General features: G+C 35.2%; 23 protein-coding genes. 22 read left to right on the forward strand and 1 reads right to left on the reverse strand.

Features of this window, described 5'->3' with window-relative positions:
• Positions 1-37: 37 nt before the first annotated feature.
• The 14 genes from EO244_RS12990 to EO244_RS13050 all read left to right on the forward strand — a co-directional run bounded on the left by EO244_RS12990 (position 38) and on the right by EO244_RS13050 (position 14,572).
• The gene (locus tag EO244_RS12990) at positions 38-2,236 is read left to right on the forward strand and encodes a T9SS type A sorting domain-containing protein (RefSeq protein ID WP_129255116.1); all 2,199 of its coding nucleotides are present in this window, start codon (positions 38-40) and stop codon (positions 2,234-2,236) included.
• Positions 2,237-2,617: 381 nt separating this feature from the next.
• Positions 2,618-3,115: a hypothetical protein gene (locus tag EO244_RS12995; RefSeq protein ID WP_129255117.1), complete on the forward strand. Its 498-nt coding sequence runs from the start codon at positions 2,618-2,620 to the stop codon at positions 3,113-3,115.
• Between the two features lie 413 nt (positions 3,116-3,528).
• Positions 3,529-3,753: a hypothetical protein gene (locus EO244_RS13000; protein ID WP_129255118.1), complete on the forward strand. Its 225-nt coding sequence runs from the start codon at positions 3,529-3,531 to the stop codon at positions 3,751-3,753.
• Positions 3,754-4,545: 792 nt separating this feature from the next.
• Entirely contained in the window at positions 4,546-5,136 is a 591-nt protein-coding gene (locus tag EO244_RS13005; RefSeq protein ID WP_129255119.1) for an HD domain-containing protein, read from the forward strand.
• A 374-nt stretch (positions 5,137-5,510) separates the two neighbouring features.
• Positions 5,511-6,164 (forward strand): hypothetical protein, encoded by a 654-nt coding sequence (locus EO244_RS13010; protein WP_129255120.1) that lies wholly within the window; start codon positions 5,511-5,513, stop codon positions 6,162-6,164.
• A gap of 20 nt (positions 6,165-6,184) precedes the next feature.
• The gene (locus EO244_RS16950) at positions 6,185-6,322 is read left to right on the forward strand and encodes a hypothetical protein (protein ID WP_164977498.1); all 138 of its coding nucleotides are present in this window, start codon (positions 6,185-6,187) and stop codon (positions 6,320-6,322) included.
• Positions 6,323-6,490: 168 nt separating this feature from the next.
• Positions 6,491-6,700, forward strand: coding sequence for a hypothetical protein (locus EO244_RS13015; protein ID WP_129255121.1), 210 nt, complete (start codon positions 6,491-6,493; stop codon positions 6,698-6,700).
• A gap of 35 nt (positions 6,701-6,735) precedes the next feature.
• On the forward strand, positions 6,736-7,176 hold the full coding sequence (locus EO244_RS13020) for a hypothetical protein (protein WP_129255122.1): 441 nt from the start codon (positions 6,736-6,738) through the stop codon (positions 7,174-7,176).
• Positions 7,177-7,247: 71 nt separating this feature from the next.
• Entirely contained in the window at positions 7,248-8,243 is a 996-nt protein-coding gene (locus EO244_RS13025; protein ID WP_129255123.1) for a PliI family lysozyme inhibitor of I-type lysozyme, read from the forward strand.
• Between the two features lie 215 nt (positions 8,244-8,458).
• Positions 8,459-9,472, forward strand: a complete 1,014-nt coding sequence (locus EO244_RS13030) for a hypothetical protein (RefSeq protein WP_129255124.1) — start codon at positions 8,459-8,461, stop codon at positions 9,470-9,472.
• Positions 9,469-11,766, forward strand: coding sequence for a hypothetical protein (locus EO244_RS13035; RefSeq protein WP_129255125.1), 2,298 nt, complete (start codon positions 9,469-9,471; stop codon positions 11,764-11,766). The genes EO244_RS13030 and EO244_RS13035 overlap by 4 nt, the downstream gene beginning before the upstream one ends.
• A 397-nt stretch (positions 11,767-12,163) precedes the next feature.
• Positions 12,164-12,763, forward strand: coding sequence for a hypothetical protein (locus EO244_RS13040; RefSeq protein WP_129255126.1), 600 nt, complete (start codon positions 12,164-12,166; stop codon positions 12,761-12,763).
• Between the two features lie 200 nt (positions 12,764-12,963).
• On the forward strand, positions 12,964-13,911 hold the full coding sequence (locus EO244_RS13045; protein ID WP_129255127.1) for a rod shape-determining protein: 948 nt from the start codon (positions 12,964-12,966) through the stop codon (positions 13,909-13,911).
• Between the two features lie 64 nt (positions 13,912-13,975).
• Positions 13,976-14,572, forward strand: coding sequence for a hypothetical protein (locus EO244_RS13050; RefSeq protein ID WP_129255128.1), 597 nt, complete (start codon positions 13,976-13,978; stop codon positions 14,570-14,572).
• Between the two features lie 580 nt (positions 14,573-15,152).
• Here EO244_RS13050 and pepF read toward each other — a convergent pair.
• Entirely contained in the window at positions 15,153-17,051 is a 1,899-nt protein-coding gene (gene pepF / locus EO244_RS13055) for an oligoendopeptidase F (protein WP_206734563.1), read from the reverse strand.
• 210 nt (positions 17,052-17,261) lie between these two features.
• Between pepF and EO244_RS13060 the strand changes: the two genes are divergently transcribed.
• The 8 genes from EO244_RS13060 to EO244_RS17245 form a co-directional block, all read left to right on the forward strand.
• Positions 17,262-17,696, forward strand: a complete 435-nt coding sequence (locus tag EO244_RS13060) for an SRPBCC family protein (protein WP_129255129.1) — start codon at positions 17,262-17,264, stop codon at positions 17,694-17,696.
• A 126-nt stretch (positions 17,697-17,822) separates the two neighbouring features.
• Positions 17,823-18,824 carry an AmmeMemoRadiSam system radical SAM enzyme gene (gene amrS, locus EO244_RS13065; RefSeq protein WP_164977499.1) on the forward strand — a complete coding sequence of 334 codons (1,002 nt, stop codon included), beginning with the start codon at positions 17,823-17,825 and terminating at the stop codon, positions 18,822-18,824.
• 28 nt (positions 18,825-18,852) lie between these two features.
• Entirely contained in the window at positions 18,853-19,698 is an 846-nt protein-coding gene (gene amrB / locus EO244_RS13070) for an AmmeMemoRadiSam system protein B (protein ID WP_164977500.1), read from the forward strand.
• Between the two features lie 414 nt (positions 19,699-20,112).
• Complete coding sequence (locus EO244_RS13075; RefSeq protein WP_129255132.1) at positions 20,113-21,234, forward strand: efflux RND transporter periplasmic adaptor subunit; 1,122 nt, start codon at positions 20,113-20,115, stop codon at positions 21,232-21,234.
• Positions 21,235-21,281: 47 nt separating this feature from the next.
• On the forward strand, positions 21,282-24,446 hold the full coding sequence (locus EO244_RS13080) for an efflux RND transporter permease subunit (protein ID WP_129255133.1): 3,165 nt from the start codon (positions 21,282-21,284) through the stop codon (positions 24,444-24,446).
• 54 nt (positions 24,447-24,500) lie between these two features.
• On the forward strand, positions 24,501-25,787 hold the full coding sequence (locus EO244_RS13085) for a TolC family protein (RefSeq protein WP_129255134.1): 1,287 nt from the start codon (positions 24,501-24,503) through the stop codon (positions 25,785-25,787).
• Positions 25,788-25,874: 87 nt separating this feature from the next.
• Complete coding sequence (locus EO244_RS13090) at positions 25,875-26,390, forward strand: transposase (protein ID WP_129255135.1); 516 nt, start codon at positions 25,875-25,877, stop codon at positions 26,388-26,390.
• A gap of 56 nt (positions 26,391-26,446) precedes the next feature.
• On the forward strand, positions 26,447-26,581 hold a 135-nt coding region (locus tag EO244_RS17245), incomplete at its 3' end, for an IS3 family transposase (RefSeq protein ID WP_394343729.1).

Here is a 26,581-nt window from a genome sequence, read left to right on the forward strand (position 1 = left end):
AGTGTTGTAATAACCATACTTAGGAAAAATAGACATTATGAATAAATTTTATTATATATCACTTATTGTATGCTTATGCTTCGTGCCTTACTCGGTAAAGTCTCAAAAGATTAATTGGTTATATCATGGGCTAAGTACTAGTAGTGACGCTGATAATGTTAACAGCTCTTCAATAGATAATCGTGGAAATGTGTACTATCTGTTTAAGGGTGGTAATGTTAAAATAAATAATAGAAATACGGGTTACGAAAAAAGAGTAGTAAAAATTGATAAAAATGGCAATGTAAATAAGATCCAACCAATTATTTCGGATAAAAACCACCAAAAAATCAATGATTTTACTGTAGATAGTGATGCTAATATATATATGTGGGGATCATTTTATGAGCAATATCACACGGATTACCATCGTATAGGTGTTAATTTTAAAAGCTTATTTATAAAATATAAGGATATTAATGAAATTGATTGGATTAAATCATCTGGCTTAGAAATACTGGAGTTAGAGTTTGTCAATAATAAGATATTCTCTTTATGCAGAACCAGTACAGATGTTGTTGTTCAGGGAAAAAAAATTATCTCTGGTACCTCAATAGTTGAGTTTTCTATTTTAGGTGACATAACTAGTGTCGTTCATATGAGTACGCCTGACAAAGAGAAGTTTATATCTCTTAAAATTGATAAAAATGGGAATATATATTTAATAGGGAAGTTTATTAATTCACAATTAGAATTTAATGGTTATACTATAGAGAATAGCACAAAAGAAAATTTCACAGTCGTAAAGTTCGACCAAAATTATAATGTTTTATGGCAAAAACCCATAAATGTCAGTAATAGAAAATTTATTTACGATAATATTACAGTTTCTCCAAGTGGAGTGGTTTATGTTTGTGGTAAATTTAAAGGCAACATAAAAGTAAGCGGTAAGGTATATTATTCTAAATTATACTCTAATGTTTTAATTCAGCTTAACTCTAGTGGTAAAATAGAGAATAGTACGGTGTTTAAAATTGATGATAATAACAATTACAAATCAATTTTGAAGTGTGATAATTATGGCAATCTATATTTTTCGAATGGTTCTGTTATTGCAAGTGTTAATTCAAAACTCAAAAGCTTGTTTAAATATGACAATATTAAAAATGTAACGACCCTTGAGGTTGTCGACACAAAACTCTATTTCACAATTAATTTTAGAGACTCTATAAAGATAGGCGATTACGAGTTTAGTACTATTGCTGAGTATGATTATAGCGATATTGCTGTAGGACAAATAGAATTATCCTATGATTATTCTAAACCAGAGATCGTGGCCACTAGTAAAGCAATATGTGGAACTAAAGGCGTAACACTATCACTACAAAACAATAATGTGCAAAACTGCAATTGGTACTATAATAACAATATAGTTGGCTCAGAAAGTGAGTTGCTTGCCTCTAAAGAGGGAGAATATATCGTTTTTGTTAATACAGACAACTCCAATTTGTCTGATACTATAAGTCTAAGCAAGCATGATGGTATTTCTGTGAGTATTATAAACAAAGAAGATAACATTTTATGTGAAAATGAGACTCTTATCTTAAATACGAATAGAGATAATAAGTATAGCTATAAATGGTATAGAGGAAGCGATGCTCTAAAAGAGAATGTTGATTCTATTGAGATTAGTAATCAAGGTATCTATTATCTGGAGGTTAGTTCCGATAACTGTGTAAATACAGATTCTATCTATATTTCAAAAATTAATAAGCCGGCTGAGATTATTTATAAAAACGAAATGACAGAAGCCAATTTTAATGTCTCTTATTTTAATCAAATTGATACAATAAGTGATATCAAATGGTTTTATGAGAATGAAACCACACCTTTTTCAAACGATTACAATAACTATTTACGTCTTGATGGAAAATATCGTATAGTAAAATCAAATATCTGCGGAACAACAACCGATTCTCTTAAGTATAAAAATGAGAATTATTATAGCAATAGAGTTAAAATATTTCCAACTATTTGTAACCAGAATGTTTGTATTTACAATAATGAAAATGAGCATGTCAAAGTAAAGATCTATGATCTAGATAAAGAATATATATATATGGAGTATGAAGGGTATGTTACTTTTAACAACGGTTTATACAAACTGGATATTAATGAACTACAAGAGGGTAAATATATTGTTGAAGTAGAAATAGACAATATAATTCATTCTAAAAAGATAATAAAACATATTTGATTACTGCAAGGTATTGTGTTTATCGTTATGCGCAATCCTATACTGTCGAAAAAGTTAAGTTTTTTGGCTAATGAAGGGGGGCTCGAATTGAATTCTATATTCGCTAATTGACAGATTTACATGACATATAAAAAAGTGCATAACACGCGCTGCTATGCATTATCATAGTGGCTCATATGCCACAGGCGGTGTTTGTCGTAGATTTTCGAATGTTTGTACTTTTAATGGGCACGGCAAAGTTGCTATTTTAGAATAGTTATGGTTAATTGTAATCCTAAAATCATTACCTTGCCTCTTTATAAAATTTGAAACATAAATCAACTAAGGTGCCTGCGCACATAGCGCCATCCGTTATAGCCAAATATTGAAAATACATTGGAGATGAGAAAAAGGCTTACAGAAAAAGAAATTAAAGATCTGAAATATCAATGTAGAATGGGATATGTAATCCCAGCTATGATATTAATTATTGGGTCAGCTTCTTCAATGTTATTCTTGTTGAAAGATATTAACGCAGGATTCGTTTTCAATGAAAACAAATTATTAATAATCGTATCTGTAATAGCTTTATTTTCATTCTTAGTAGGTTACGGAATGAATTGGAAATATTATAGAGACATTAGAAATAAAGAAAAAGTAATTGAAATCAAGCGAATTCAGAAAATAGAATCTCGAATTGACCATGAAGCTGGTAGTGGCAATATGACAACTCTTCCGCACTTCAATGAAATGAAAGAATTTATGAGATACGATTTTATCGTAGAGAATACTAGATATAGAATAAGCAGTGAATTGTTTGAAACTTGTACAGAAGGTGAAGATGTGATGTTTTTATATGCTCCAGTGAGTAGATATTTATTAGGCATTGAGAAGAAATGAAAATATCTGGCTATAACAAAAGTAAGCGTTGCACAACTCCCTAATATTGCAACAAAAGAGAGTCATTTAGAAAATTAGCATGATTTAGGGGCTGTTTAAAGGCCCCTGATTCTAGATTTTCAAGTCTTATTTTTAATTTTTCAGCTTCTTAAAATCGGATTAACTAAGCCGAATTGAACCTTAAATTCAGAAAATTGATTTCTGGCTCGCATAGCATGTGAGCCTTTTTTTATATCATTTACTCATGCTCTCATTTAAATTAGCAATAAGTTTAAATTTTGTTCAGTATCTATTTAACATTTGTGTTTTTTCACTACATTTAACTAGACGTTCAAATTGATATTTGAATAAATTTTAATGACTGAAACACCGACAGTCCAATAGTATCGGTGTAAACCAAATATTTATATAAAATGACTAAATTAAAAAACTTAACTGGAGCTAAAAAGCTTAGCTATTCAGAACAAAAAGTAATCTTGGGCGGACAACCTATGCCTCCTGCTAACTGTAGATGTTTTTGCTGGGAAAATCATGGTCCAGTAGATAGCTCATGTTTCCAAAAATGCCCTGATGGATCAATTCCAGGTCAAATGGAAGGTAATGGAAGTGACTGTCAACATCACTTTTTTGAAATGTAGTTAATCTAGTATAAATCCCAGATTTGGAATTTATAAAAATTTAAAATCACCAAACTCTCGTTTGGTGATTTTAATTTAAAAGCCAATTGCCCTAAAAAGACTTTTTCTATTAATTCTTCATTAAACTTTAATTGCATATACTTTTAATTTCTTCCCTACTACCTTATGCTTGTACACAAAAAATGTATATTTACTATATTTCCAAGTCTTTAAAACAGTATAATCTCAATACTGTTAATAAGATCTACCTTTTGCATATACTCAACGTTAGGCAAAATATTATGAAGTAATAATTGCACAACCTCCTGTCATTAGTTTTTGAACGAGATGAAAAGTAAAAAGCACAGAATGTCAGGCTGCTATTTGTGATCGAAGCGTCACATGCTACTTGTCTTTAAAGATATTGGTGTGTTATGGGAAATAGGAGTCTTAATTTAGTTTTTGTTAAACAATAATTAGATCAGCTTTGTAAGCTTCTAGATTCGGTATAAGTCCGATGTTGGTCCGATCAAGGTCCGATGTAGCTTTAGTGAAGTTTTTGAAACATAATATTGACTTAAATTTGAAGCTTGTGTTAGTCGATATGAATGTGGATTTTTTTCTCTAAAGAATAAGATAGAAATTTCACCTACAAATCGCATGAACTAATGCGCAGCATTGTATATATAAAATCTGATCGAAAGTGGTATATTTAGACGAAATAATGGGCGTTTAGTGAGCGGATAGTTTGGTAATAAAGCCAAACGATTTATAGCTAAGCCTTGACAACTGCATAATAAAATAAGATGGGATATGATCAGTGAGAATTTATTAAAGCAAATCGAGTTTATTAAAGAAATCGATAAAATAAAATACATCAAGAGACGGACAAAATTATTTAATAGCGATCGAAATGAGAATGATGCTGAACACAGTTGGCATTTGGCTATGATGGCACTTGTTTTAAGTGACTATTCTGATGGTGATATTGATTTGTTGAAAGTTATAAAAATGGTTTTGATTCACGATATTGTTGAAATTGATGCCGGAGATATTTTTATTTATGATCAGAATAAAAATCATGACAATACGGAGGAAGAACTGAAAGCTGCCCAACGGATTTTTGGTATTTTACCTGAGAAACAAGCTGCAGAATTTATTGAAATATGGAACGAGTTTGAAGCAGGCATTTCGAATGAGGCGAAGTTTGCAAAATCAATGGACAGACTTGAACCTTTATTACAGAATACATCGAATAAGGGAGGGACGTGGAAAGAATTCGGAGTCGACTACCAAACGGTTCACGATAAGAAAAAAGTGATAAAACATGGTTCGAAAGAATTATGGGATTATACAGAAAAGCTTCTTGACGATAGTGTGGAAAAGGGGATTCTAAAAAAATAGATATCGATCCAGTACATAATAAGAAAGAGGAAACCATAAGTTGAGGTTTCCTCTTTTTTGTGCCTCGAATTTCCTTAGGTCAAGCTTGTAGGTCTTGTGTTTTTGGTTTACAAATGAGCCTTTTGTGTTTTATTATATAGAGTCTTTCTATTTTGATTTGCATTGTCGTTTTACTCCCGGGATAAATACTGTTTAATTCATATAATTTTTATTTTTGATAGCATTTCATTTATGAGTGTTCCCGGCACTCTTGTCAGCAAATGAGAATGGGATATTCCCCTAAACCTCTAAAGGGGCCTAGGGGTGCTATGTAGGAATCCTTTTTAGGGGATTTAGTGTGTTAAGGAATAGAAAATAAATAAAACAAAGACGAAATGGAATACCTAAAGTGCAATAAATGTGGTCATTTAAATAAATTAAAAACCGAATATCAGGTGTTTTGTACCGACTGCAATCAGAAATTGGATAACAACTACTCCGATTGGAAAAGGAGAAATTCGGATCAGTCTTTCGAAGATTTTAAAAGAATAGAATGTATCTCAGAGGAAGATATCAATAGGGCTAGAATAGAAAAACAAAGACATGCTAAGCGCAAAGGGGCTAAATACTGGATTGGATTGATTGCAACGGTTGCTATTGTGACGATAACTACAAATCTGGTTAATTTTTCGTTTACAGATTTTTTTAAAGAAGCGACCTTTGATAAAGCCATGATGGCTGCCGCTAGTCAGATAAACGAAACCTGTCCCATAATGATTGATTCAGAAACCCGACTGGATAATGCAATTGCCTTACCTAATAATATCTTTCAGTATAATTACAGCTTGATTCATTTTTTAAAAGAGGACTTGAATCTGGATGAAGTAAAAGAGCAAATAGAGCCTAGCATTGTGAACTTTGTAAAGACCAATCCTGATATGAAGATTCAGAGAGATTTTAAATCGACAATACGATATACTTACAAGGATAAAAATGGGATTCATTTGTTTACTATAGAGGTGAGTCCGGATATGTATGCGGAAAAATAGATTGTAATACTCTATAGATAATGAAAATACCAGAACTTGTAAGAAGGGCCAATACAGAGGCAGATAAAAAGTTGATGGCGCATTATGATTTTTTAGAAAATCTGATTGAGGAATTGAATACCAAGGAATTTAGGCAATATGGCCTATATCGGTTTTAGATTACCCCTGGGCATTGCACTGGGATCTGCTTATGGCACATCATTGGATAAAAAGGCTTGTGAGGAGGGCAGGCAGCTCGAAGTAGAAATTACTTTTTAATCACAATAAAGGTTAGCTGATACAAATTTTAGATACCGAAATAGATTATAAAACTTAAATGGAATATTATGGGCTTATTTGATAAGAAAGAACCAGAAACAATCGAAGTCGCCGGGCATGCCTTGGTTTGTCCTATTTGTGGCGGCACCTTATTTTGGAGCAGAGAAGCTCAGTTAAACACTTCAATGGCCAGTTTTTTTAATTTGGATTGGGCCAATAAAAGCGCCACCTGTTTTGTTTGTGCAAAATGCACACATATCTCCTGGTTTCTGGGATAGAAAGAAATTTGTTATAAAAATTGAAATGTTATAGTATGGAAAGAATTCAATTGTTTAAGTTTCAAAAGATAAACTTTCGCTTTTTATTATTTGCTTCTATACTTTTCTTTTTGATAGGTGCTGTTTATGCAATAAATGCGATCATTAATGGTTTTAGGTCTGATTTTCCCGGCGATTGGATGTCTGTAATTTTTATTATTCAGGGCGTATTGTATCTCATTGGAGCGTGGGATGTTCGTCGGAAATCGTCTTATTTTATTGCATGTAATGATGAAGAATTCAAGTATCTGATTCCAAAGTCAAAGGCTGTAAAATCTGTTGCTATAGCAGATATGCAAGCATTAAAAATGGATGGGATTGATATCCGTTTTCAGGCTAAAGAAACGGAGCATCACATCCGTTTGGAGCATATTGAGTGGCAGGAATTGAATCGTGTGAAGGCATTAGTTGCGGATTTATCCATGAGAATAAGTTAGAATAATGTTTAAATTTGAGGGGAAATAAGTTTCGGCTTAGATATTAACTTCATTAGCAGACAGACCGGATCATGATAAAATTAAAAGTAATTCTTGTGACGACAGCTTTTGGCATTGTCGCTCTTAGTGGATGTAAAAATACAGTTCAAAAAAATGGAAAGGACAAGTTCGAAAATCAGACTGTAAAGGAAATAAATGCATCTATTTACGGAGATTATGTTTCGGATTGCTATGCCAATAGAGATGAAGGTTACGATTGGGTTGCTGTTTCGATAAAGCCAGCCGGAGAAAATAAGATTAGCCTGTCGGTTCGTTCACGAGCGGATAAGAAGAATCCCACCTGTACTTTTGATGCCATTTTTTACAAGCAGAACGATAATCTCTATCAAACACTTATTGATGGGAAAGAGGTGTTGCTCACTATTCAGAACCAAAGCATAAAATTGAATACTAAAGAGGCTTCGGATAGTGGCATTCTATCGTTTTATTGTTCGGGCGGGGCAAGTTTGGCGGGGCTGTATACCAAAATAGATGGAGAGCTGGATCGCAGTCAGATTGATAAAACCTTGTTTTCAAAATTCCTCGAATTGCAAGGTATCGCATTTAGAATCTCATCGGTACAAAATGATTCGTGTCGGATGCTTAGCATTGCCCCTTTGGGATTGGAACTGGACAATCGGGTTGAAAATGTGGCGATTGATGGGCGAGTGATTGATGCCGAAATTGAAGATCTAAATTCAGATGGTTCACCTGAAGTGTTAATCTACACCTGTTCAGATGGGAGTGGAAGTTATGGTGATGTTGTTGCCTATTCGGTAAACAATAAAAAATCGATGAGTCGTATTTATTTTGAACCTGTTGCTCAGAATACGAAAATCAAGCCAGGGTATATGGGACATGACGAGTTTGCCCTTGTTGAACGTTCGTTGGTACAGCGTTTCCCGATTTATAAGGCTGGCGATTCCAATGCTAATCCGACTGGTGGTATCAGACAAATTGAATACAAACTTGAAGATGGTGAGGCGTGCAGACGATTTGTTGTGAAGCAAATCAGTGAGTATAAATAGGGGACTTGTTTGCTTTGTCAGGTTCCGATACGCTGAAGAATATAGCTGTGATTGATTAATCACAGCTTTTTTGTGCGGAGGAATTGGCAGGATGCGTTGTTTCTTGTTCTACTTTTCATAAATTTGCAAATCGAATTGTACCTCTCCAGTAAAACAGGCCAGACTTCTTTGAAATACAGGGTTTGGTCCATTTAGAATACCTTAATAATTGAACAATGAGAAAAAATCGGTTCTATATTTTTATCCTTTTGCTGGCTTATATGTCATGCTCAAAAGAAAATCCGGTTAAAAAGGATATTGCTTTTTATCATTGGAAAGCAAAAGCAGATTTCACAAAAACGTATCGCCAGGCTATTGAAACGACAGAAGCGAATAGGGTTTATATGCACTATTTTGATATTGAGCCTTTAAAAAAAGTCAATTGGTATGATGATGGTATTTATCCAACTTATGTTTTAAAATCGGTAGCCAAAGATTATCAAAATCTGGATATTATACCTGTTGTGTATATTGCCAACCCTGTTTTTAAAACGGACGATTTAGATGTTTCAAAACTATCTAAAAAGATTTCGAAGCTAATCGATCAAATCAGTCAAAAACATTTTAACAGAAAAATTAAACGCATTCAGATTGATTGTGACTGGACCGAAACCACACGTGCATCATATTTCGAATTATTAAGAAAACTGAAAAATGACTTTACAATTGATGTTACAATACGCTTGCATCAAATCAAATTTAAAGAGCGAACCGGTGTTCCACCTGTCGGTACAGGAACTTTAATGCTATACAATATGGGTGATTTGAAAGATAAAGCTCAGAATTCGATTCTCGAAAGTGCTATTGTAGGGCAATATATCAATGCAGAAAGCACGTACCCTATAAAATTAAAAATAGCCTTACCCTTATTTTCGCAGACGGTTGTCACCAATAAGACCAATAAGATAAAGCTGATAAAAAATACCCATAGAAGTGTTTTGGAAAATGATCCGCATTTCAAGCAAATTAATCCGACTAATTTTGAGGTTGTGAGGGATACGCTTTATAAGGGGTTTTACCTTGCTCAAGGCTATCATTTAAAGTTGGAAGATGTTCAGCAGTCTGAACTATGCGCTTCCTACGAGTTAATTAAAAAAAGTAAGCTGAATACCCAAGGCATCATCTTTTATCATCTTGATGACCATTCTTTATTAAATTATGACTTAAAAAATACAATTGAGAAATTATGAAAAAGCTCTTAATCTATATATTCGTATTAATTTCACCCAGTGTATTTGCCTGTGGAGGCGGAGCTTGGGAGGGAATGAGTTTTTACAATTTATTTAAGCAAACCAATATCACTGCTGAAGAATTTTATCCTTTTTTAAGAAGCGAATACAGTGCTTTTTATGGGGAAGATTTTTATGGACAAGATAAACAGCTTGTTTACCCCAAAGGCAATGTTGACCTATGGAAACAGGTGTTGATAGGTTGGGATACTCAAGAAATCGAAAAGGCAGTTTACGAATTCGATAAATTTGATTGGTCGAATAAGAATTCCGAAATAGAGAAACGTGCGAAAACTTATCTGGCTTTTGCGAATCGTTGTGCTGATGCGTTTAGTTACCGAACTCGTATGAATTCGTGGGATTACGATGAGGTTTTAGACAAACAAACAGTTGACGAAGCGGCTTTGATTGAGGAAGCGAATTTGTTGTTGAGTCAGGAGAATAATCAGCAGTTGAGAATGCGTTATTATTACCAGGTGATTCGAATTATGCATTATTCGAAAGACTGGTCATCTGCTGTAAGTTTTTATGAAACAAAGCTTGAAAATCAGTTTCCTAAGAACGAGATGTACTATTATATTGTCGATCAGGTGGCAGGCTGTTATTACTCGCTTGAGAATTTCGAAAAGGCGGCCTATATGTTCACAAAAGTCTTGAATAAAAGTCTGGACAGAAAAAAGGCAGCTTTCTCAAGTTATAATTTTTGCACCTATAAAAATGCAGAAGGAAAAGCCTTTTTTAAAGGAGTTGATGATGAAAAAGACCTTTTATTAATTACGAGTTTGCGCAATTTTACCGATGAAATAAGCAATATAGATCGTTTTATTGAACTGGACGCCCAAGATGAAAGAGTGGAATTGCTGTTTATGCGTGCCTTAAATAATGTGGAACGTGAGGTATGGCCCAAAGATATTGGTGTACAAAATCAAAGCTTGCCCTTTTACGATAACACAAACACCTTTGAAGATCTTTTGCGAATTGCAGAACAACAGCTTGCTAATCCAATTGTTAAGAATAAAGCCTTTTGGCAACTGTCAAGTTCCTATTTGTCTTTTATTAAGCAAGATATAGCCCTTGCTAAGTCGAAGCTTGATAAAGTTCATGAATATCCGGATCAAAAAGAGAAATTAGCCATTATTTACGAGGTTTTCAGTTGGGATAGGTTATCAGCCGAGAATGAAAACTACCTGGCTAAAATATTAACAGATCATCCTAAAAATACGGATTGGAGATATGAAAACGAAGACGATTGGCGTCGTTTAGTTTTAGCGAAAGTTGCGCATACTTATTATAAAAACGATAAGCTTGCTAAAGCATTTTTGGTTCATAATAAACTTGAAGATGTGAATTATTTAAACTCCATAGAATTACTTGTAGCTTTAGAGGAGTTTTATAATAAAAGTGATAAGAGTGCGTACGAAAAAGTCTTATTAAGTCGCAAATCAAATAGCTCTCTTAATTTTATCGATTATGTCAATGAGCAAAAAGGAATCTATTATTTATATCAAAAAGATCCGGAGTCGGCTCTTGAGTTCTTTAATAAAAGCCAGACTGAAGAACGAATAAGCGTGCCGGCCCGTATTTTTAGCAATAATATTAAAGAATGCTTCTCCTGTGATGTTGATTCAGTTATGACCGACGAGGTGTATAAAGCTGATGTTTTCTCTTTTATTCAGCCTGAATTTTCGAAAAAGGATTTGGCTGCGAATTTAATCGAATTGGAAAAGTTGACGCATAACGAAAAGCAATGGAAAGCAAAGCTTGCGAATTATTTATTGGCCAATTATTACTACAATATTTCGAATACGGGTTATTACAGAGGTATTTTGAACAATAGGGGAAATTGTTGTCATTACAATTTTATGAGTTACTCGTATTACAGTAAAGCCAAAATAAGTGATGAAATTATATCTGCCCAAACGGGATATAACCTATCGGATATTACTTATTACAAGAGGAAATATTACGATTTAAGTAGTATGGCGATGCAGTATTATCAGAATGTAATTGGTTTATCTGCAGACAGAGAGTTGAATGCGCGTTGTTTATATCTGATAGCAAAGTGTGAGTTAAATACGTATTACAATTTGGGTAGCAAGGATGAGATAAGCTTTAAGATATCGAAGTACTACGATTTGAAATTACCGAATTATAAAAGTTTTAAGAAATTGAAAGAGGATTATTCTGATACAAAGTTCCACCAGATGATTATTAAAGAGTGTAGCTATTTCAGATTGTATAGTTCACATTTTTAGTCTGATTCACAGATAAGTTTAGTTTTAAAAACTGTATAACTAGCCTCCACAAGTGCGCGATTAGCTAGCTTACTCCCTCTGGTCGTGAGCGGTTAGCTCGGTTACTCACTTCGTTCGTGAGCTCACTGCCTTCGGTTCGCTGAGCTCCTTTCAGTCGCTTGTATCGCGTTCGCCTTCCTTCATAAGAAGTCTTTCCTGCGGCAGCTGGGGCTTATACTTTTATAAACAGCTTGATGATTTTGAGCAAATAATAAATTATTTATGCTTAATATTTACTAAGTTTGAGAAACTTAAAATAGAGTAGCACAAAGCAGTACAAGACATAGCCTATATGGAAATATAGGTCAGCTTTTGTGAACACATAAATAAGTTGTGCAAAATAGTAAAAAAGACAACCATGAAACATTTAAAATTGATTTTGATATTTATTGTCAGTTTTAATTTGTCAACTTATTCTCAGACTGATAAATTATTATCTGAATCCCAAACTATTAAGACATCGTATGATAATCTACTAAAAAACCTTGATAATAAGGAGTTTCAAAAAAGATACATAGTCGATTTCCCAGACAATATAGAGATTTTTAAAAAAGTTTTTCAATCTCCGACTTTTGACCAATTATATATGGATAGTCACTTGTATATTTTTAAGCTGGCTGAATTATCTAAAAATTTTTCAGATTTAGTTGGCGATAAATTAATTAGACTTTGCATTGGATTAAAAAAGTGGGATGCTGATGCTATTGGTCATATACAACATGTGACAATGGGATATGCAAACTCAAATTACTCTGATTTTATTGGATTAATAAAAAAATTAAATAATCAAGATTTAAATACTTTAGTGACATTTCTGGCTGATGTTGAGAATCATTCAGCCTATGGCGATTATCAAGGATTTATGAATAAATTAAAAACAAATATGGAAACAGAACTTTTTGATTCGTTTAAAAAGGCAAAGGAATTAAGAATAAGTCAAAAAGACCATGGATTTTAATAAAATGATTAAAAACGACTTTGCACAACACACAATATAAAACAGTTGGGGGGCAGTGGTTTGTGAGTGTTTGGTTCTCGCATCAACTTTTCCCTCGGTGGATAGTGACGCGCTCCGTAAACCCAACCGTTTCATATTGTAAAACGTTAGGGGCAAATTTAAAACCGTACATAATCAACTACAAAATATTAGAAAATCATATGAGTAAATTTAAGAACTGTTTTGCATTTGACTTAGGAAGTAGTCACATTAGAATTTTCCATGAGGGTAAACAGAAGATTGAAGTCCCAAGTGAAATTATCCAAGACGGTAAAAAATATGATGGTTTAATCAGAAAAGGTGTAATTGCAGAATTTAATGCATGTGATATCATACTACGTGAAAACCTAAAGAAAATTCAAAAGCCGTTTTTGGGTTTTATTACTAAACAGTTCTCAGCAATTATTTCTGTTTCGTCAGACAATAGTGATGTATCATTAAGGGCATATCGTGACCTAATGGATCATGCTGGTGCTAGAGAAGTCTACATGATTAATGATTGCTATTTGACCGCAATTGGACTGGGAATTAAAATAGAAGATAATACATTCACAATTGTTGATTTTGGTGCAGGTAAGACAAGTATAACAACTGTTGAAAACAAGAAAATTGTAAAAAATGAGATTTTAGATATTTCCTTTTCTAGCTTAATAGAACAACTCCAAACATATTTAAGTAAGAATTATGAACTTATCATTTCAAAGAATACGGCAGAACAGCTTATTATTGAAAACTCAACTTTTAATGCTAAAACTGCATTTGAAAGAACACTTCGAATTGATGGTTTGAAGAAGAGTAGTAAAGAATCGGCAACAGTTTCCATTAAAAGTACTGAAATTACGGATTGCCTAAGAAATGAACTTGATATGTTGATTGGAAGAGTTGTCAGGCACGTTGAAAACCTGGAAGCCAATACGCAAAACAAAACTTTACAGAAAGGAATCTACATTTCAGGTGGTGCTAGTAAATTAAATGGACTAAAAGAAGAACTGAGTAATATGGTTAATATTTCATCTCAATCGTACTCATCAGCAGAATCCTATTTACGTCAAGGTATCGAAATTGTTTTACGAAATCCTTCGCAGTACACTGAATTTATGATGAGATAAAAACCAGCCCCTAACAACTAAGCGTTTGTGTGGCATTTAAACCAGCCTGGAAATCAAATAAAACATGAAATATATAATAACATTAATTTTAGGAATCACAATCCTCTCAGCTAACGGACAAGAATTAATCCAATTGGAAAAAGTTGGTAGTAAAGATTCTTTGATTGAAAATCAAGCTATCATTTATGGAAATTTTATTCAACGACTTGGATTTAGTAGTGGTGGTTTTCCTCAGGATATCAGAATTCAAAATATTGAAACAAAAGAATTTTATAAGTTTAGAGTAAAACCAACTTATAAATCAAGAAAGGAAAATCCATTCATTTTTCACATCCCAGCAGGTAAATATAGAATTCTTGTTTATTGGTGGACAAAAAGCCAATGGTATGGTGGGAAAATGTTTACGGAACCAATTTTTAAAGGAATCGATGCGTCAACAAAAAGCTATAGGAAAAAATCGAAAAGTGGAAAAATCCAAGAAAAAGATTTTGAACAATATGAATTTACAATTGAAAAAAATACAACAAACTATTTAGGAACTTGGCATTTTAATACTGGATTGGTTTCGTTTTCGAATGACAAAATACACTTTGATAAAGAAATTACGAGTGATCATGAATATGTTGACTTTCAAAATGCAGTGATTAATTTACCACAATAGAGTTGAAAAAATAAAAAACTGCCCACAACAACTAAGCGTTCGTGTGGCGGGAACCGCCCAACATGTTTCGAAGAACAGCGGAGCTAACATTCGCTAGTTTACTTCTGCTGACTGGTTAATTCCTACTAAAATACGATATCAGTAGTATTAACCATGACCATGCAAACCTAAGGGAGGATTCGGGATGAATTTTTATTCACAGATAATTGAATGAGTGTTCATGAACTCACTTTGTTCGGTTGGTATTTTTTTTTGACTTCGTCGATTTTCAATTCAAGCAAAAAGTACAAGAAAACTAAAGTTTATACCTGAGTTAAGTCAAGCTAAACCTCCTTGATATCTTTTACAACATTTGTAGCACGCCTCATGGCAGGCTGACGAGTCACGCAATAACCTTTTTTTAAGATTTCTCCCTTTATAGGGAATCTGAAGGATCACGAACACCTTTGATTTAAATTTGAACGTGAGTAAATGCCGAAGCAGAGGGTGTATTTCTATACAATGAAACAGAAGATAAGGAGCATAAAAAAAGGCAGTTCCAATAAAGGAACTGCCTTGAGCTATTTCGAGTTGAGAAATACTATTTCTCTAGCTTTTCAATTTCGATAGCCAATTGATCAACCAATTTATCCAACTGATTGATAACGGCTAGGATCGCTTCAGGTTTCGACAAGTCAACACCTGCTTTTTTCAACTGCTCCATTGGGAAATCGTTTCCTCCTGATTGCAATAAAGTTGTGTAGCGCTTTAAGGCTGCTTTTTTATCTTTCTTGCTTCCGGTTGTCACATCATTGTACAATTTAGCCGATGATGCGAAACAAGTTGCATATTGGTAAACGTAGTAAGGTGAGTTGTAGAAGTGAGGAATACGAGTCCATGGGTAGTTTGAGTATTTTGTTTTCTCAGCAACATCACCGTAGTACTTTTGTGCAATATCACCCCAAAGCTTAGCAAAAATATCCGCATTTACCGGCTTGTCCTGCTCAACCATTGTGTGAGCCTGATATTCGAAATCAGCAAACATGGCTTGTGCATAAAAGGTTCCAATAATACCCTGAATAGCTTGATTCAAAAGGGCAATACGTTCCTTAGGATCTTTGGTGATTTTCATCATATGATCCAGTAACAAACGCTCGTTGAAAGTTGAAGCTACCTCAGCAACAAAGATTGTATAGTTGTGTGTAGCAAAAGGTTGCGTTTCGTTTGATAGGGTTGTGTGCATGGTATGACCCAGCTCGTGAGCTAATGTGAACACATACTCTAAAGTTTCGTCGTAGTTCAATAGCATGTATGGGTGTACACCATAAACACCTGCTGAAAAAGCACCACTACGTTTCCCCGGGTTTTCATAAACATCTAACCAACCGCTGGCAGTGGCATTAGCCAATTTAGCCTGATAGTCTTTACCCAAAGGCAGAACCGATTTTGTTACAATTTCAACAGCCTCTTCGTATGGGTAAGTCTTTTCGAAATCAACCAAACTCATTGAGCCATCAAAGCCATAGTATTTTTCAAGGCCTAAAACCTTCTTACGAAGCTTGGTGTATTTTTGTACTGGCGCTGTGTGTTCTCTAACGGTATTGATTAGGTTCAGATAAACATCCTTAGGAATGTTATTGCCTTCTAAAGAAGCATCTAAACATGATTCGTAGTTTCGAGCACGAGCATTAGCCCATTCTGACTGCATGATACCTTGGTAGATGGCAGCGTAAGTATTTTTGTTTTTGTAATATACATCGTAAAGTGCTTCGTAGGCTTTTTTACGATCTTCCTGATTTTTGTTTGTGCTTGTAATATGAGAATACATACCCGGTGTTACTTTCACCGTTTTCCCGTCAGACAATTCAATTTCCTGAAATTCAATGTCAGTTGTCGAAAGAGCCGTAAAGACATCGCCAGCAGTTCCTGATGATTGAGAAAAGAAGGATACCAAACGGCCCATTTCTTCATTCAATACATGCTTCTGCATACGGTACATATCCATCAAGTCGAATGCATGAGGTTTTAAAGCTGGGGTTTCAGCAATCCACTGTTTCATTGTAGCCTCAGGAATCTGAATCATTTCAGGTGAAATCCAGGTTGTTGCCATTCCCATATTTGCAAAGAACATACCTACCTGCTGCAGCTTAGCCTGAAGATCCATATTTTTCCCATCAACTGTAGATTGGAATGAAACGAACTGATAAACTTTATAAGCTTTCTTCATCATCGTTTCCTGAACAGTAAGAAGTGTGACCAAATTATCAACATTTTCGCCCAGCTTTCCTTTTAGAGATTGTATTTCCTCAATATCTTTTGACATCGATTTAAAATCAGCTTCCCATGCATCCCAGTTCTCATAGATGTCTGAGAAGTTCCATTTGTATTTAGCCGGAATTTCTTCGCGGGTTTTATAGCTGACCTGAGCTGTAGCTTGTAAACACATACTTGCAGCTAAAAGTGTCAAAATAACACAGCCTTTAAGTTGTTTAAAATTCATATTGTTTGTTTTTAATTTAGATTCTGATCTCAAAGATATAGACATGGGGGTAGAAAATCATTGTTGAACTGATCACAAAAAACAGAAAATCGATTATGAATTGAATACACAGGATAAAAGGATCATCTGACTCTATGAAATAAATGCGATTTTGAGTGATGATTGGCACAAAAAGAGCTAAATTGAGTTATACACATAAAACTTGAATTTATGACAGAAAAGAATAGTCGTGTTATTGTGGAACAAAATTTTGCAGTGCCTCTGAGTCAGCTTTGGAAGGCCATTAGTGAATTGGATCAGATGAAGCAGTGGTTTTTTGAGAATATTGAAGATTTTCGACCTGAAGTTGGATTTGAAACCCAATTCAGTGTGAAATCCGGTGAAAGAAATTTTAAACATTTGTGGAGACTCTCTGAAGTTATTCATTTGGAAAAGCTTGTTTATTCGTGGAAATACGAAGGGTATGATGGTGAGTCGGTTGTTAGCTTTGAGACTTTCATAAACGAGGGTGGGTCAAGTTTGCGAGTGAGTCATTTTGTAACAAAGAGTTTTGATCAATCTATTCCTGAGTTTACGAGGGAAAGCTGTCAGCAGGGTTGGGAATATTTTATTAAAGATCGGTTAAAGGCATTTTTGGAGAATTAGAATAAATCAAGATTCACAATATCATTTAAAAAACAACTTTTCTGTAAGAACAAAATAATAATCTGCATTGAGTACTTGAAACCCTGAATCTTTCCCATTCGTATAATCTTAAGTAAACTTTTTGTTGTGGAAAGAGCCTTATATTATGAAACTTTGAGCGATGAGAGGGTGCGATGTACCCTTTGTCCGCATTATTGTTCTGTTTCTAAAGGTCAGAGAGGTATTTGTAAGGTCCGCATGAATCGCGATGGCATTTTGTTTACCGATGTTGACGGAAAATATTCTGCCGTAAATTTGGATCCCATTGAGAAAAAGCCACTCTATCATTTTTATCCCGGAAGCTCTATATTATCTCTTGGTACTAAAGGCTGTAACCTGAAATGTAAGTTTTGTCAGAATCATGAAATTTCACAGGCAGTTCCCGGCAAGTATCCTTATATGAGAGCGCTTTCTGATGAAGAAATTCTGGAGATGGCAAGAGAAAGTCGCAATTGTATTGGTTTGGCCTATACCTATAATGAACCCACCGTTTTTTTTGAAACGATGATAGTATTGGCTCGAAAAGTGAAACAGGATGGTTTGAAGAATGTAATGGTTAGCAATGGTTATATTAATCCTGATCCTCTGGATGAATTGCTGGAGTATATCGATGCCTTTAATATCGACTTAAAGGCTTTTCGAAGAGGTTTTTACAGGATATATACCCATTCACAATTGGATCCGGTTTTGGAAACATTAAAGCAGGTCCGGAAAAGTGGGAAGCATTTGGAAGTGACGCATTTGCTCATTCCGGAATTAAACAGTGATGCTAAAGTGTTTGAAGAACTTGTGACTTGGGTTGCTGGTGAGTTGGGACCGGATACGATTTTTCATCTTTCCCGTTTTTTTCCTGCCTATCAGTTATTGAGCGAGCCAACCCCGATGGAATTATTATACCGTTTTTATGATATTGCTAAAGATTATCTGAATTATGTGTATTTAGGTAATGTAAATACACGCTTTGGAAGCGATACGTCTTGCCATCATTGCGGACAGATTTTGGTTCGTCGGTTCGATTATAGGGTGGAGGTGACAGGAGTGGAAAAGGGGCGTTGTACGACTTGTAGAAATAAGATCTTTGTTTGTTGATTTTGTGAATGATATAAAATAAGTGATGATGTATACACGGAAAGCATGGGTCGCCGGAACTTTTTATCCTGAGCAACCCGAACGATTGGTAGATATGGTTAGACACCTGCTGAAAAAAGAGTCCAAATTAATCGATTATTCTTTAGGTAAGCATCATATTTTGGGAGGGATAGTCCCTCATGCCGGTTATATGTATTCCGGTTACGAGGCCGTTCATCTTTACGAACTGATTCGTTATTCGGAGATAGATTTTGATACCATTCTTATTCTGCATCCCAATCATACTATTCTTATGGATGAGGATTTGAGTGTGACGGGTAGTGATATATGGGAGACACCTCTTGGTAAACTGGAGGTCGATCTGGAGTTTGCAAAAATGTTGAATTTGCCTATGAATAGGATTGCTCATCAAAATGAGCACTCAGCTGAAGTTCAGCTTCCATTTTTACAATTGTTTTTGAGAAAAGGATTTAAAATTCTTCCCATTAGTATGAACCATCAAACAGTCAGTTGTGCGCTTAAACTGGCTAATTTGATTATTGAAACCAACCAGATTCTGAAGCGCCGGTTATTGGTGTTGGCATCTTCTGATTTTTCTCATTATTTGGCTCCGGATTTGGCTTACAGGCAGGATCAGTACGTTGTTAAAGCCATCAGTGAATTTGATACGGAACAGATTTTTAATAAAGTCAAGCGGCATCGGATCTCGGTATGTGGTTTCGGACCGATTATGACCCTGGTAGCCTATTCACGAATGCTTCATAAGGATGCGATTGCAAAAGTGCTCCGACGAGGGAATTCAGGCGATGTCAGATCTTCAAACTCAGTGGTGGATTATTTATCAATTCTATTTTACCGACCAAAATTTGCATGATTTAAACTTGTTAGTTGAAAGTTTAAGATTGAAATTAAAGCTTCTTAGCCTGTGAAATCACCTTAGTTTTTCTAAATTTTTAATGGTGATGGTATTGATATGTTTTCTAATTAACGATTCACCATATGTCTTCTTATTGTCCAGGCTGTCTTTTTGCGTTTGAAATGGAGTTTCTAAGAATCAAATTTCTTAATGTTGGTAGGGTTTGATTATGTTGTAGTTCGGAAATAAATATCCCATGAAGCTTATACATCTTTAGGCTTATATTTAAAGGATTATAGAACTTAATACTTGTTTTGTGTTAAGATCAATTATTGTATTTTTAACAAGTTATTAAGATATCAAGACTGCATATGTTTTGAAATTAACGTACTTTAGTATGTTAGAATTGAAATTATTAAATCCTATTTATAGATGAATCGGAAACTTATTATTGTTGCCTCGGTTGTGTTAATAGTGGCCTTGGGCTTTGTGGGTATGAATGGTTTAAATAGCCTTAAAAAACAGCCTAAAAAAGATGTAAATCGAAAAAAAGTTCCTTTTGTTAAAGTGGAGCAGGTTGTGTATAAATCTATAGCGACTCCAATTGTAGAGAAAGGACGTTTGCTTTCGAATTTGGAAGTTAATCTGAGTTCTGAGGTTCCCGGACGTATTGTAGAAGCGGGAGTTCCTTTAAAAGTGGGACAACGATTTTTGAAAGGCGATCTGCTGGTTCATATCTATGATCAGGATGCTCGCATGGATCTGCAAGCACAAAAAAGTAAGTTTCTGAATAAGCTGGCACAAAGTCTGCCTGATATTCGCATTGATTATACAGACCGATTTGATGCCTGGATGGATTTTTTTAATGCAATTAAGTTGGATGAAAATTTACCCGCTTTACCAGAGATAAATTCGGGTAAGGAGAAAGTGTTTTTGGCTAGTCGAAATATTTTAGGCGACTATTATGCCATCAAATCCAGTGAAATTAAATTATCGAAGTATCGTATTTATGCACCTTTCAATGGGTCCTATGTACAGGTGAACACGCAAGTTGGTGCTGTAGCAGGTGTAGGAACAAAACTCGCGAGTATTATTGAGTCTAAACGCCTGGAATTGCAGGTTCCCGTTGAGTCAGAAGACATCAAATGGCTGCATATTGGTGATCAGGTTGATGTTTTATCTTCTGAGGGGGATCAGATCGCTTCGGGTAAACTTTTGAGAAAATCTGAATTTGTGGATGAGGGAACGCAGTCGATAGCTGTTTTTGTTGGTTTAAATATGAACAGTTCTGAACTTTATCAAGGTCAATATCTTACTGCTAAATTTCAAGGGAAACGAATCGAAAATGTGATGGAGATTCCTCGTAATGCTGTGTTTCGTTCTAATAGGGTTTTTGTCGTTGAGGATAGTTTACTGAAAGAGAAGCAAATCCATGTGGTCAAGAGAAATGACAATACCTTAATATTTAATGGCTTATCCGAAGGTGAAATTCTGGTGACAACTGTTCCGGTAAAAGCTGCTGAAAATATGAAAGTACAGATCTTAAAGAATTAATTAAACGAGATTTTCTTTCATTTACTCATTTACTCAATCACGATTACATGAAAAATATTATATCCCATTTTGTCAGGTATCCCTTTTATGGGAAACTGATTGTGTCATTCTTTGTTTTAGCGGGTGTTGTCTCTCTGTTAAATATGAAGAAATCATTTTTCCCCGAAACGGAATCCAGGACCATTATTGTATCCATGGTTTATCCCGGAGCGTCTCCCAAAGAGGTTGAAGAAGGGATTACATCCCGAATAGAGGATGCCATTCGGGGTATTGTTGGTATTAAAGAAATGAATTCTGTTTCATCCGAAGGATTTGCTCGTGTGACTATCACGACAACGGGTGATTATAAATTGGACGAAACGCTTGCTGATGTTAAGAATGCTGTTGATGGGATTCCATCTTTTCCGACAGGAGCAGAAAAAGCAGTCGTTGCGAAAATTCGCTCAACCACACCAGCTGTGAGAATGGCTGTTACCGGTGATGTTGATTTGCTGACTTTAAAACGTTATTCTGACGTTATTTATGATGATTTGATGCGTTCTAAAAAGATGTCTCAGATACAAATATCGGGTTTGCCACGTTTGGAACTTTCTGTTGAGATAAAAGAGGATGATTTGCGTCGTCATCAGTTAACTTTTTCTGAAATTTCAAAGGCTATTTCCAGCAATAATATTGATATCTCAGGCGGTGTTATCAAAAATGCCCAGGAAGAAATTTTAATTCGATCCCGAAATCGTTCGGTTGATCCGGATAAGATCGGAGAGATCATTCTTCGTGCCAATCCGGATGGATCGTATATCCGATTAAGAGATGTGTGTGATATACACTTTCAGTTTGAAGATGTACCACGATCATCCTATATCAATTTTAATCCAGCCGTTTCAATTCAGGTGAATAAGTTGAATAATGAAGATTTGGAAGAAATTTCAATTTATTGTAATAACTATGCCAGGGAATTTAATGCAAGTCATACTGATGCCAAATTGGAAGTCACTTTTGATTATGTGACTATGCTGCAATCGAGATTGAATTTATTGTTTAAAAATGGAGGGTATGGCTTACTTCTGGTGGTTATTTCTTTAGCCTTGTTTTTATCTTTTCGTTTATCTTTATGGGTAGCATGGGGTATTCCGGCTTCGTTTTTAGGCATGTTTATTTGTGCCAATCTTGCCGGGGTGACCATAAATATGATTTCTCTTTTTGGTATGATCCTGATCATTGGTATTCTGGTTGATGATGGTATTGTGATCGGTGAGAATATCTATACGCACTTTGAAAGAGGCAAGAGCCCTAGACGAGCTGCTATTGATGGTACTATGGAGGTTGTACCAGCTGTATTAACCTCTGTCACAACAACAATGGTGGCATTCTTCCCCCTTCTGCTTGTAACCGGTAATATGAAATTTCTTTATGAAATGGCATTTGTTGTTGTTGCTTGTTTGGGGATTTCTCTTTTCGAGAGTTTGTTTGTATTGCCAAGTCATGTAGGGAATGAGAAGGTTTTAAATGTGAGAAAAAGACACACGTTTTTTAATCGTTTCCGGAGCAAAATTGACGAGGGTATCATTTTTATGCGTGATCACCTTTATGTTTCTTTTCTTAAACGGGCAATTAAATGGCGTTGGATCTTGATCTTTGTTCCGGTAAGTTTAATTTTTATAACAGCAGGTTTATTTGGCGGTGGTTTTATTAAAAGCACGTTCTTTCCTAATGTAAGTTTTGATACGTTTAATATCAATGTGGCTTATAAACCCGGAACGAATAAGGACATTACCATTAAGGAATTAAAGACTTTTGAAGCAGCAGTTTGGGAGGTTAATAAGGAACTGAAGGAGAAATATAATGATAAGGATGATTTTATTAAATATACAAATCTGACTGTTGGTTCAGCATTTAACGGGCAGGAGTCAGGTCCGCATGCGGGAAATATTATGGTCACTCTTCGTGATATGGAAGGAGCGCCGGTTTCGAGTTTCGATATTTCGAATCGTGTAAAGAAAAAGATTGGCGATGTTAATCATGCTGAAAAATTTACCATTGGCTCATTCAATCGTTGGGGTGCTGCTGTGTCAGTCAGTTTGCTGGGGAATGATCTGACAGAGTTAAATGCTGCCAACCTCTTTTTTCAGGATGAACTCCGAAAAATGACATCTCTATATAATATCAACGATAATAATCCTTTGGGAAGTCGTGAGGTCAGATTGAAATTGAAAGATAAGGCCTATTATTTGGGTCTGGATTTGGCTGAAATTACGGCTCAGGTTCGTCAAGGTTTTTTTGGAGGGCAATCACAACGACTTCAGGAAGGGAAAGATGAGATTAAGGTATGGGTGCGTTACCCAAAAAGCGATCGGGTTTTTATCGGTCAGATGGAGAATATGCGAATCAGAACGCCACAAGGGGAGTATCCCTTATCGGAACTGGTTGACTATGATATATTGCGGGGCCCCGTTAGTATTCAACGTTACAATGGAGCGAGAGAGATTCGTGTTGAAGCCGATCTGCTGGATCCGAATGAACCTGTTCCTCCAATACTCGAAGAAGTTAGTACTAATATTATTCCGGTATTAAAGGAGAAGTTCCCAAGTGTACGACCCGAGTTTCAGGGACAACAAAAGCGTTCAGCTGAAGATATTGCAGAGATGAAAATCTATTTTTCCATTGCTTTTATTGCAATCATGTTTATTGTGATGATTCACTTCCGAAGTTTTACTCAGGGTATGATTGTGATTTTGATGGTTCCTTTGGGTATCATCGGATCAACATGGGGGCATGGTTTAGAAGGGGTTCAAGTATCCATGCTTAGTGTTTGGGGAATGGTGGCTCTTTCCGGGGTGATTATTAATGATGCCGTTGTTTTTCTCTCCAAATACAATTCGAATTTAAAGGAAGGGATGCATCCCGAAGCTGCGGTTCTTGGAGCCGGTAAAGCGCGTTTTAGAGCTATTGTTCTTACAACTGTTACGACATCAGTTGGTTTGTATCCGCTTATACTTGAGAATTCATTTCAGGCTCAATTCCTTATTCCTATGGCGATTGCTCTAGCTTATGGCGTATTGGTTGGGACCTTCTTTATCTTAACCCTTTTCCCTGTTATTATTCTTGTTCTGAATGATATCAGATGTTTGGTACGAAGGATTTGGACGGGAGAACATGTTGAGCCTATTGATGTGGAACCTGCAATTAAGGAAGCAAAGGTGACACTTGATTAAGGACAAAGGTGCATGTTGGCCTCTATAAATTTTGACTCTTAGAATATTGAAACAATGAATAGATATTTATTACTCATATTAATGGTATTGGGTGTAGGAAGTCTTTCTGCACAGAAAAAATTAAGTCTTTCACAGGCAATAGAAATTGGGCTTGAGAAGAATTACAGTTTACAAGTGGTACGACAGTCAGAGAAGATTGCTGATTTGAATAACACATGGGGGAATGCCGGACAGTATCCCAAGCTGGAATTTAATATTCGTTCGAATAATAAAAAGGATTACAACGAAACGGATGATTATAGACAAAACATTTTAACTCCTTCAGTTGATTTAAGCTGGACTTTATTTGATGGTTTTTCGGTAAGAATTCGAAAAGACAAGTTTAATGATTTGGCTGCTCTTTCAAAAGGGAATACTATTGTTGCTGTTGAGAGTCAAATCGAGTTAATTATTTTGGCTTATTATAAAACCTTGATGGAACAGCAGCGTTTGGAAGTGAATCGGAGTATTAAAGCGCTTTCTGAAGACAGATATGAAAATGAAAAGATTGCCAGTGAATTGGGTACGAAAGGGAGTTACGAATTGCTTTTAGCCAAAAATGCTTATCTGGAGGATAAAGCCAAATATCTGACTCAGCAGGTAACTTATAATAATTCTGTTCGTGATTTGAATTTTCTTTTAGGAGTTGAGGAAAGTACACAATACATTTTTACTGATGATTTTATGACCAGCCTTGCCGATTTTCGTTTGGCAGATTTACTTGATAAGATGCTGGCTAGTAACAATAATTTGAAGAACCGTTATATGCAGGAAGCTGTTCAAAAGCGTGATATTGAACTGGCCCGTTCAAATTTTTATCCTCGTATTTCTCTGGCAACTGGTGTTCAGGGTAATAAGTTTTTACAAAAGTACGATGTTGCCCCTAAGATTGAAACTGAATCTCATAATTTATATGCCAATTTAAGCCTGAACTATTTAATTTTTAATGGCAACTCAAATAGAAGAGCTTTGCAGATTGCTAAGATTGAGGAAGAAATATCAAAAATCGAGACGGCTGATCTCAAACATAGTCTGACAAATATTTTGGCTCAGAATTTTGAGTTGTATGAATTGCGTAAGGATTTGCTTGAACTGGCAGAAGAAAACAAATTGGCTACCGAAATCAATTTGCAAATTTCTAAAGAAAAGTACGAGGCGGGTAGTATCAATTCATTTAACTACCGTGATGTTCAAATTTCTTATCAGAATGCATCTTTAGCCAGACTAACTGCGATTTTTAATTTGATTCAATCGAAAACCAGTTTAATTAGAATGACAGGAGGAATTTTGAGTGAATTCTAAATGAAACTGATGAAGTGAGAGCATAAAAAAACCGTCATGAAAAATGCACTGCCCCCAAAAAGTTAGACACTATTTGGGGGTATTTTTATGAGTAGAAAACACAAATACAGTAAGGTATTTAAATTAGAAGCCGTTCAGAAAGTTTTACAAGATTATCAAAGCATCACCATAGTTAGTGATACTATTGGTATCCATAAGAGTGATCTGAAAAAATGGATCAAATATTATCAGGAGTACGGAGAATCTGGTCTGGAACCAAAGTCAGTTAATGCATCTTATTCGGGAGCTTTTAAGCTGAAAGTTATTCGCAGTATTGAGCAAAGTGGGCTATCTTTCCGAGCCGCAAGTTTAAAATATAATATTCCAAGCCACAGTACAGTTCAAGGCTGGTATCAAACCTATATTTCAAAAGGAGCTCTTGAATTGTACAAAGATGGAAGGGGTTGCCCTATATCTATGAATAACAGAAAGTCTAGAAAAATATTAAAAAAGCCACAGACAAGAGAGGAAGAACTTTTGCTGGAAAATGAATCTTTAAAAGCTGAATTAGCTTTGCTAAAAAAGTTGAAAGCCTTAGCCCAAGCCAAAAAGAAAAAGCAATAGCCATAAAGGAGCTAAGGCAGCATTACCATCTGTCACTATTATTACAACAGGGGTCAATGGCAAGAAGTAGTTTTTATTATCACTTGAAGTCTTTACAACAAGTGGATAAGTATGAACAGGTAAAATTGAAAATACAAGAGATTTACCACAAGCACAAGGGAAGATATGGTTACAGAAGAATCACATTAGCA

The organism is Ancylomarina salipaludis (genome assembly GCF_004122035.1).
Classification (GTDB): Bacteria; Bacteroidota; Bacteroidia; order Bacteroidales; family Marinifilaceae; genus Ancylomarina; species Ancylomarina salipaludis.

What these genes read in the sequence shown, in the direction of transcription:
- EO244_RS13010 (WP_129255120.1), top strand. Translation starts at nt 5,511, where the DNA reads ATGGAATACCTAAAGTGCAATAAATGTGGTCATTTAAATAAATTAAAA.
- EO244_RS13045 (WP_129255127.1), top strand. Translation starts at nt 12,964, where the DNA reads ATGAGTAAATTTAAGAACTGTTTTGCATTTGACTTAGGAAGTAGTCAC.
- EO244_RS13090 (WP_129255135.1), top strand. Translation starts at nt 25,875, where the DNA reads ATGAGTAGAAAACACAAATACAGTAAGGTATTTAAATTAGAAGCCGTT.
- amrB (WP_164977500.1), top strand. Translation starts at nt 18,853, where the DNA reads ATGTATACACGGAAAGCATGGGTCGCCGGAACTTTTTATCCTGAGCAA.
- EO244_RS13030 (WP_129255124.1), top strand. Translation starts at nt 8,459, where the DNA reads ATGAGAAAAAATCGGTTCTATATTTTTATCCTTTTGCTGGCTTATATG.
- EO244_RS13075 (WP_129255132.1), top strand. Translation starts at nt 20,113, where the DNA reads ATGAATCGGAAACTTATTATTGTTGCCTCGGTTGTGTTAATAGTGGCC.
- EO244_RS13040 (WP_129255126.1), top strand. Translation starts at nt 12,164, where the DNA reads ATGAAACATTTAAAATTGATTTTGATATTTATTGTCAGTTTTAATTTG.
- EO244_RS13085 (WP_129255134.1), top strand. Translation starts at nt 24,501, where the DNA reads ATGAATAGATATTTATTACTCATATTAATGGTATTGGGTGTAGGAAGT.
- EO244_RS12990 (WP_129255116.1), top strand. Translation starts at nt 38, where the DNA reads ATGAATAAATTTTATTATATATCACTTATTGTATGCTTATGCTTCGTG.
- EO244_RS13080 (WP_129255133.1), top strand. Translation starts at nt 21,282, where the DNA reads ATGAAAAATATTATATCCCATTTTGTCAGGTATCCCTTTTATGGGAAA.
- pepF (WP_206734563.1), bottom strand. Translation starts at nt 17,051, where the DNA reads ATGAATTTTAAACAACTTAAAGGCTGTGTTATTTTGACACTTTTAGCT.
- EO244_RS12995 (WP_129255117.1), top strand. Translation starts at nt 2,618, where the DNA reads ATGAGAAAAAGGCTTACAGAAAAAGAAATTAAAGATCTGAAATATCAA.
- EO244_RS13015 (WP_129255121.1), top strand. Translation starts at nt 6,491, where the DNA reads ATGGGCTTATTTGATAAGAAAGAACCAGAAACAATCGAAGTCGCCGGG.
- EO244_RS13050 (WP_129255128.1), top strand. Translation starts at nt 13,976, where the DNA reads ATGAAATATATAATAACATTAATTTTAGGAATCACAATCCTCTCAGCT.
- EO244_RS13025 (WP_129255123.1), top strand. Translation starts at nt 7,248, where the DNA reads ATGATAAAATTAAAAGTAATTCTTGTGACGACAGCTTTTGGCATTGTC.
- EO244_RS13020 (WP_129255122.1), top strand. Translation starts at nt 6,736, where the DNA reads ATGGAAAGAATTCAATTGTTTAAGTTTCAAAAGATAAACTTTCGCTTT.
- EO244_RS13035 (WP_129255125.1), top strand. Translation starts at nt 9,469, where the DNA reads ATGAAAAAGCTCTTAATCTATATATTCGTATTAATTTCACCCAGTGTA.
- EO244_RS13060 (WP_129255129.1), top strand. Translation starts at nt 17,262, where the DNA reads ATGACAGAAAAGAATAGTCGTGTTATTGTGGAACAAAATTTTGCAGTG.
- EO244_RS13000 (WP_129255118.1), top strand. Translation starts at nt 3,529, where the DNA reads ATGACTAAATTAAAAAACTTAACTGGAGCTAAAAAGCTTAGCTATTCA.
- EO244_RS13005 (WP_129255119.1), top strand. Translation starts at nt 4,546, where the DNA reads ATGATCAGTGAGAATTTATTAAAGCAAATCGAGTTTATTAAAGAAATC.
- EO244_RS16950 (WP_164977498.1), top strand. Translation starts at nt 6,185, where the DNA reads ATGAAAATACCAGAACTTGTAAGAAGGGCCAATACAGAGGCAGATAAA.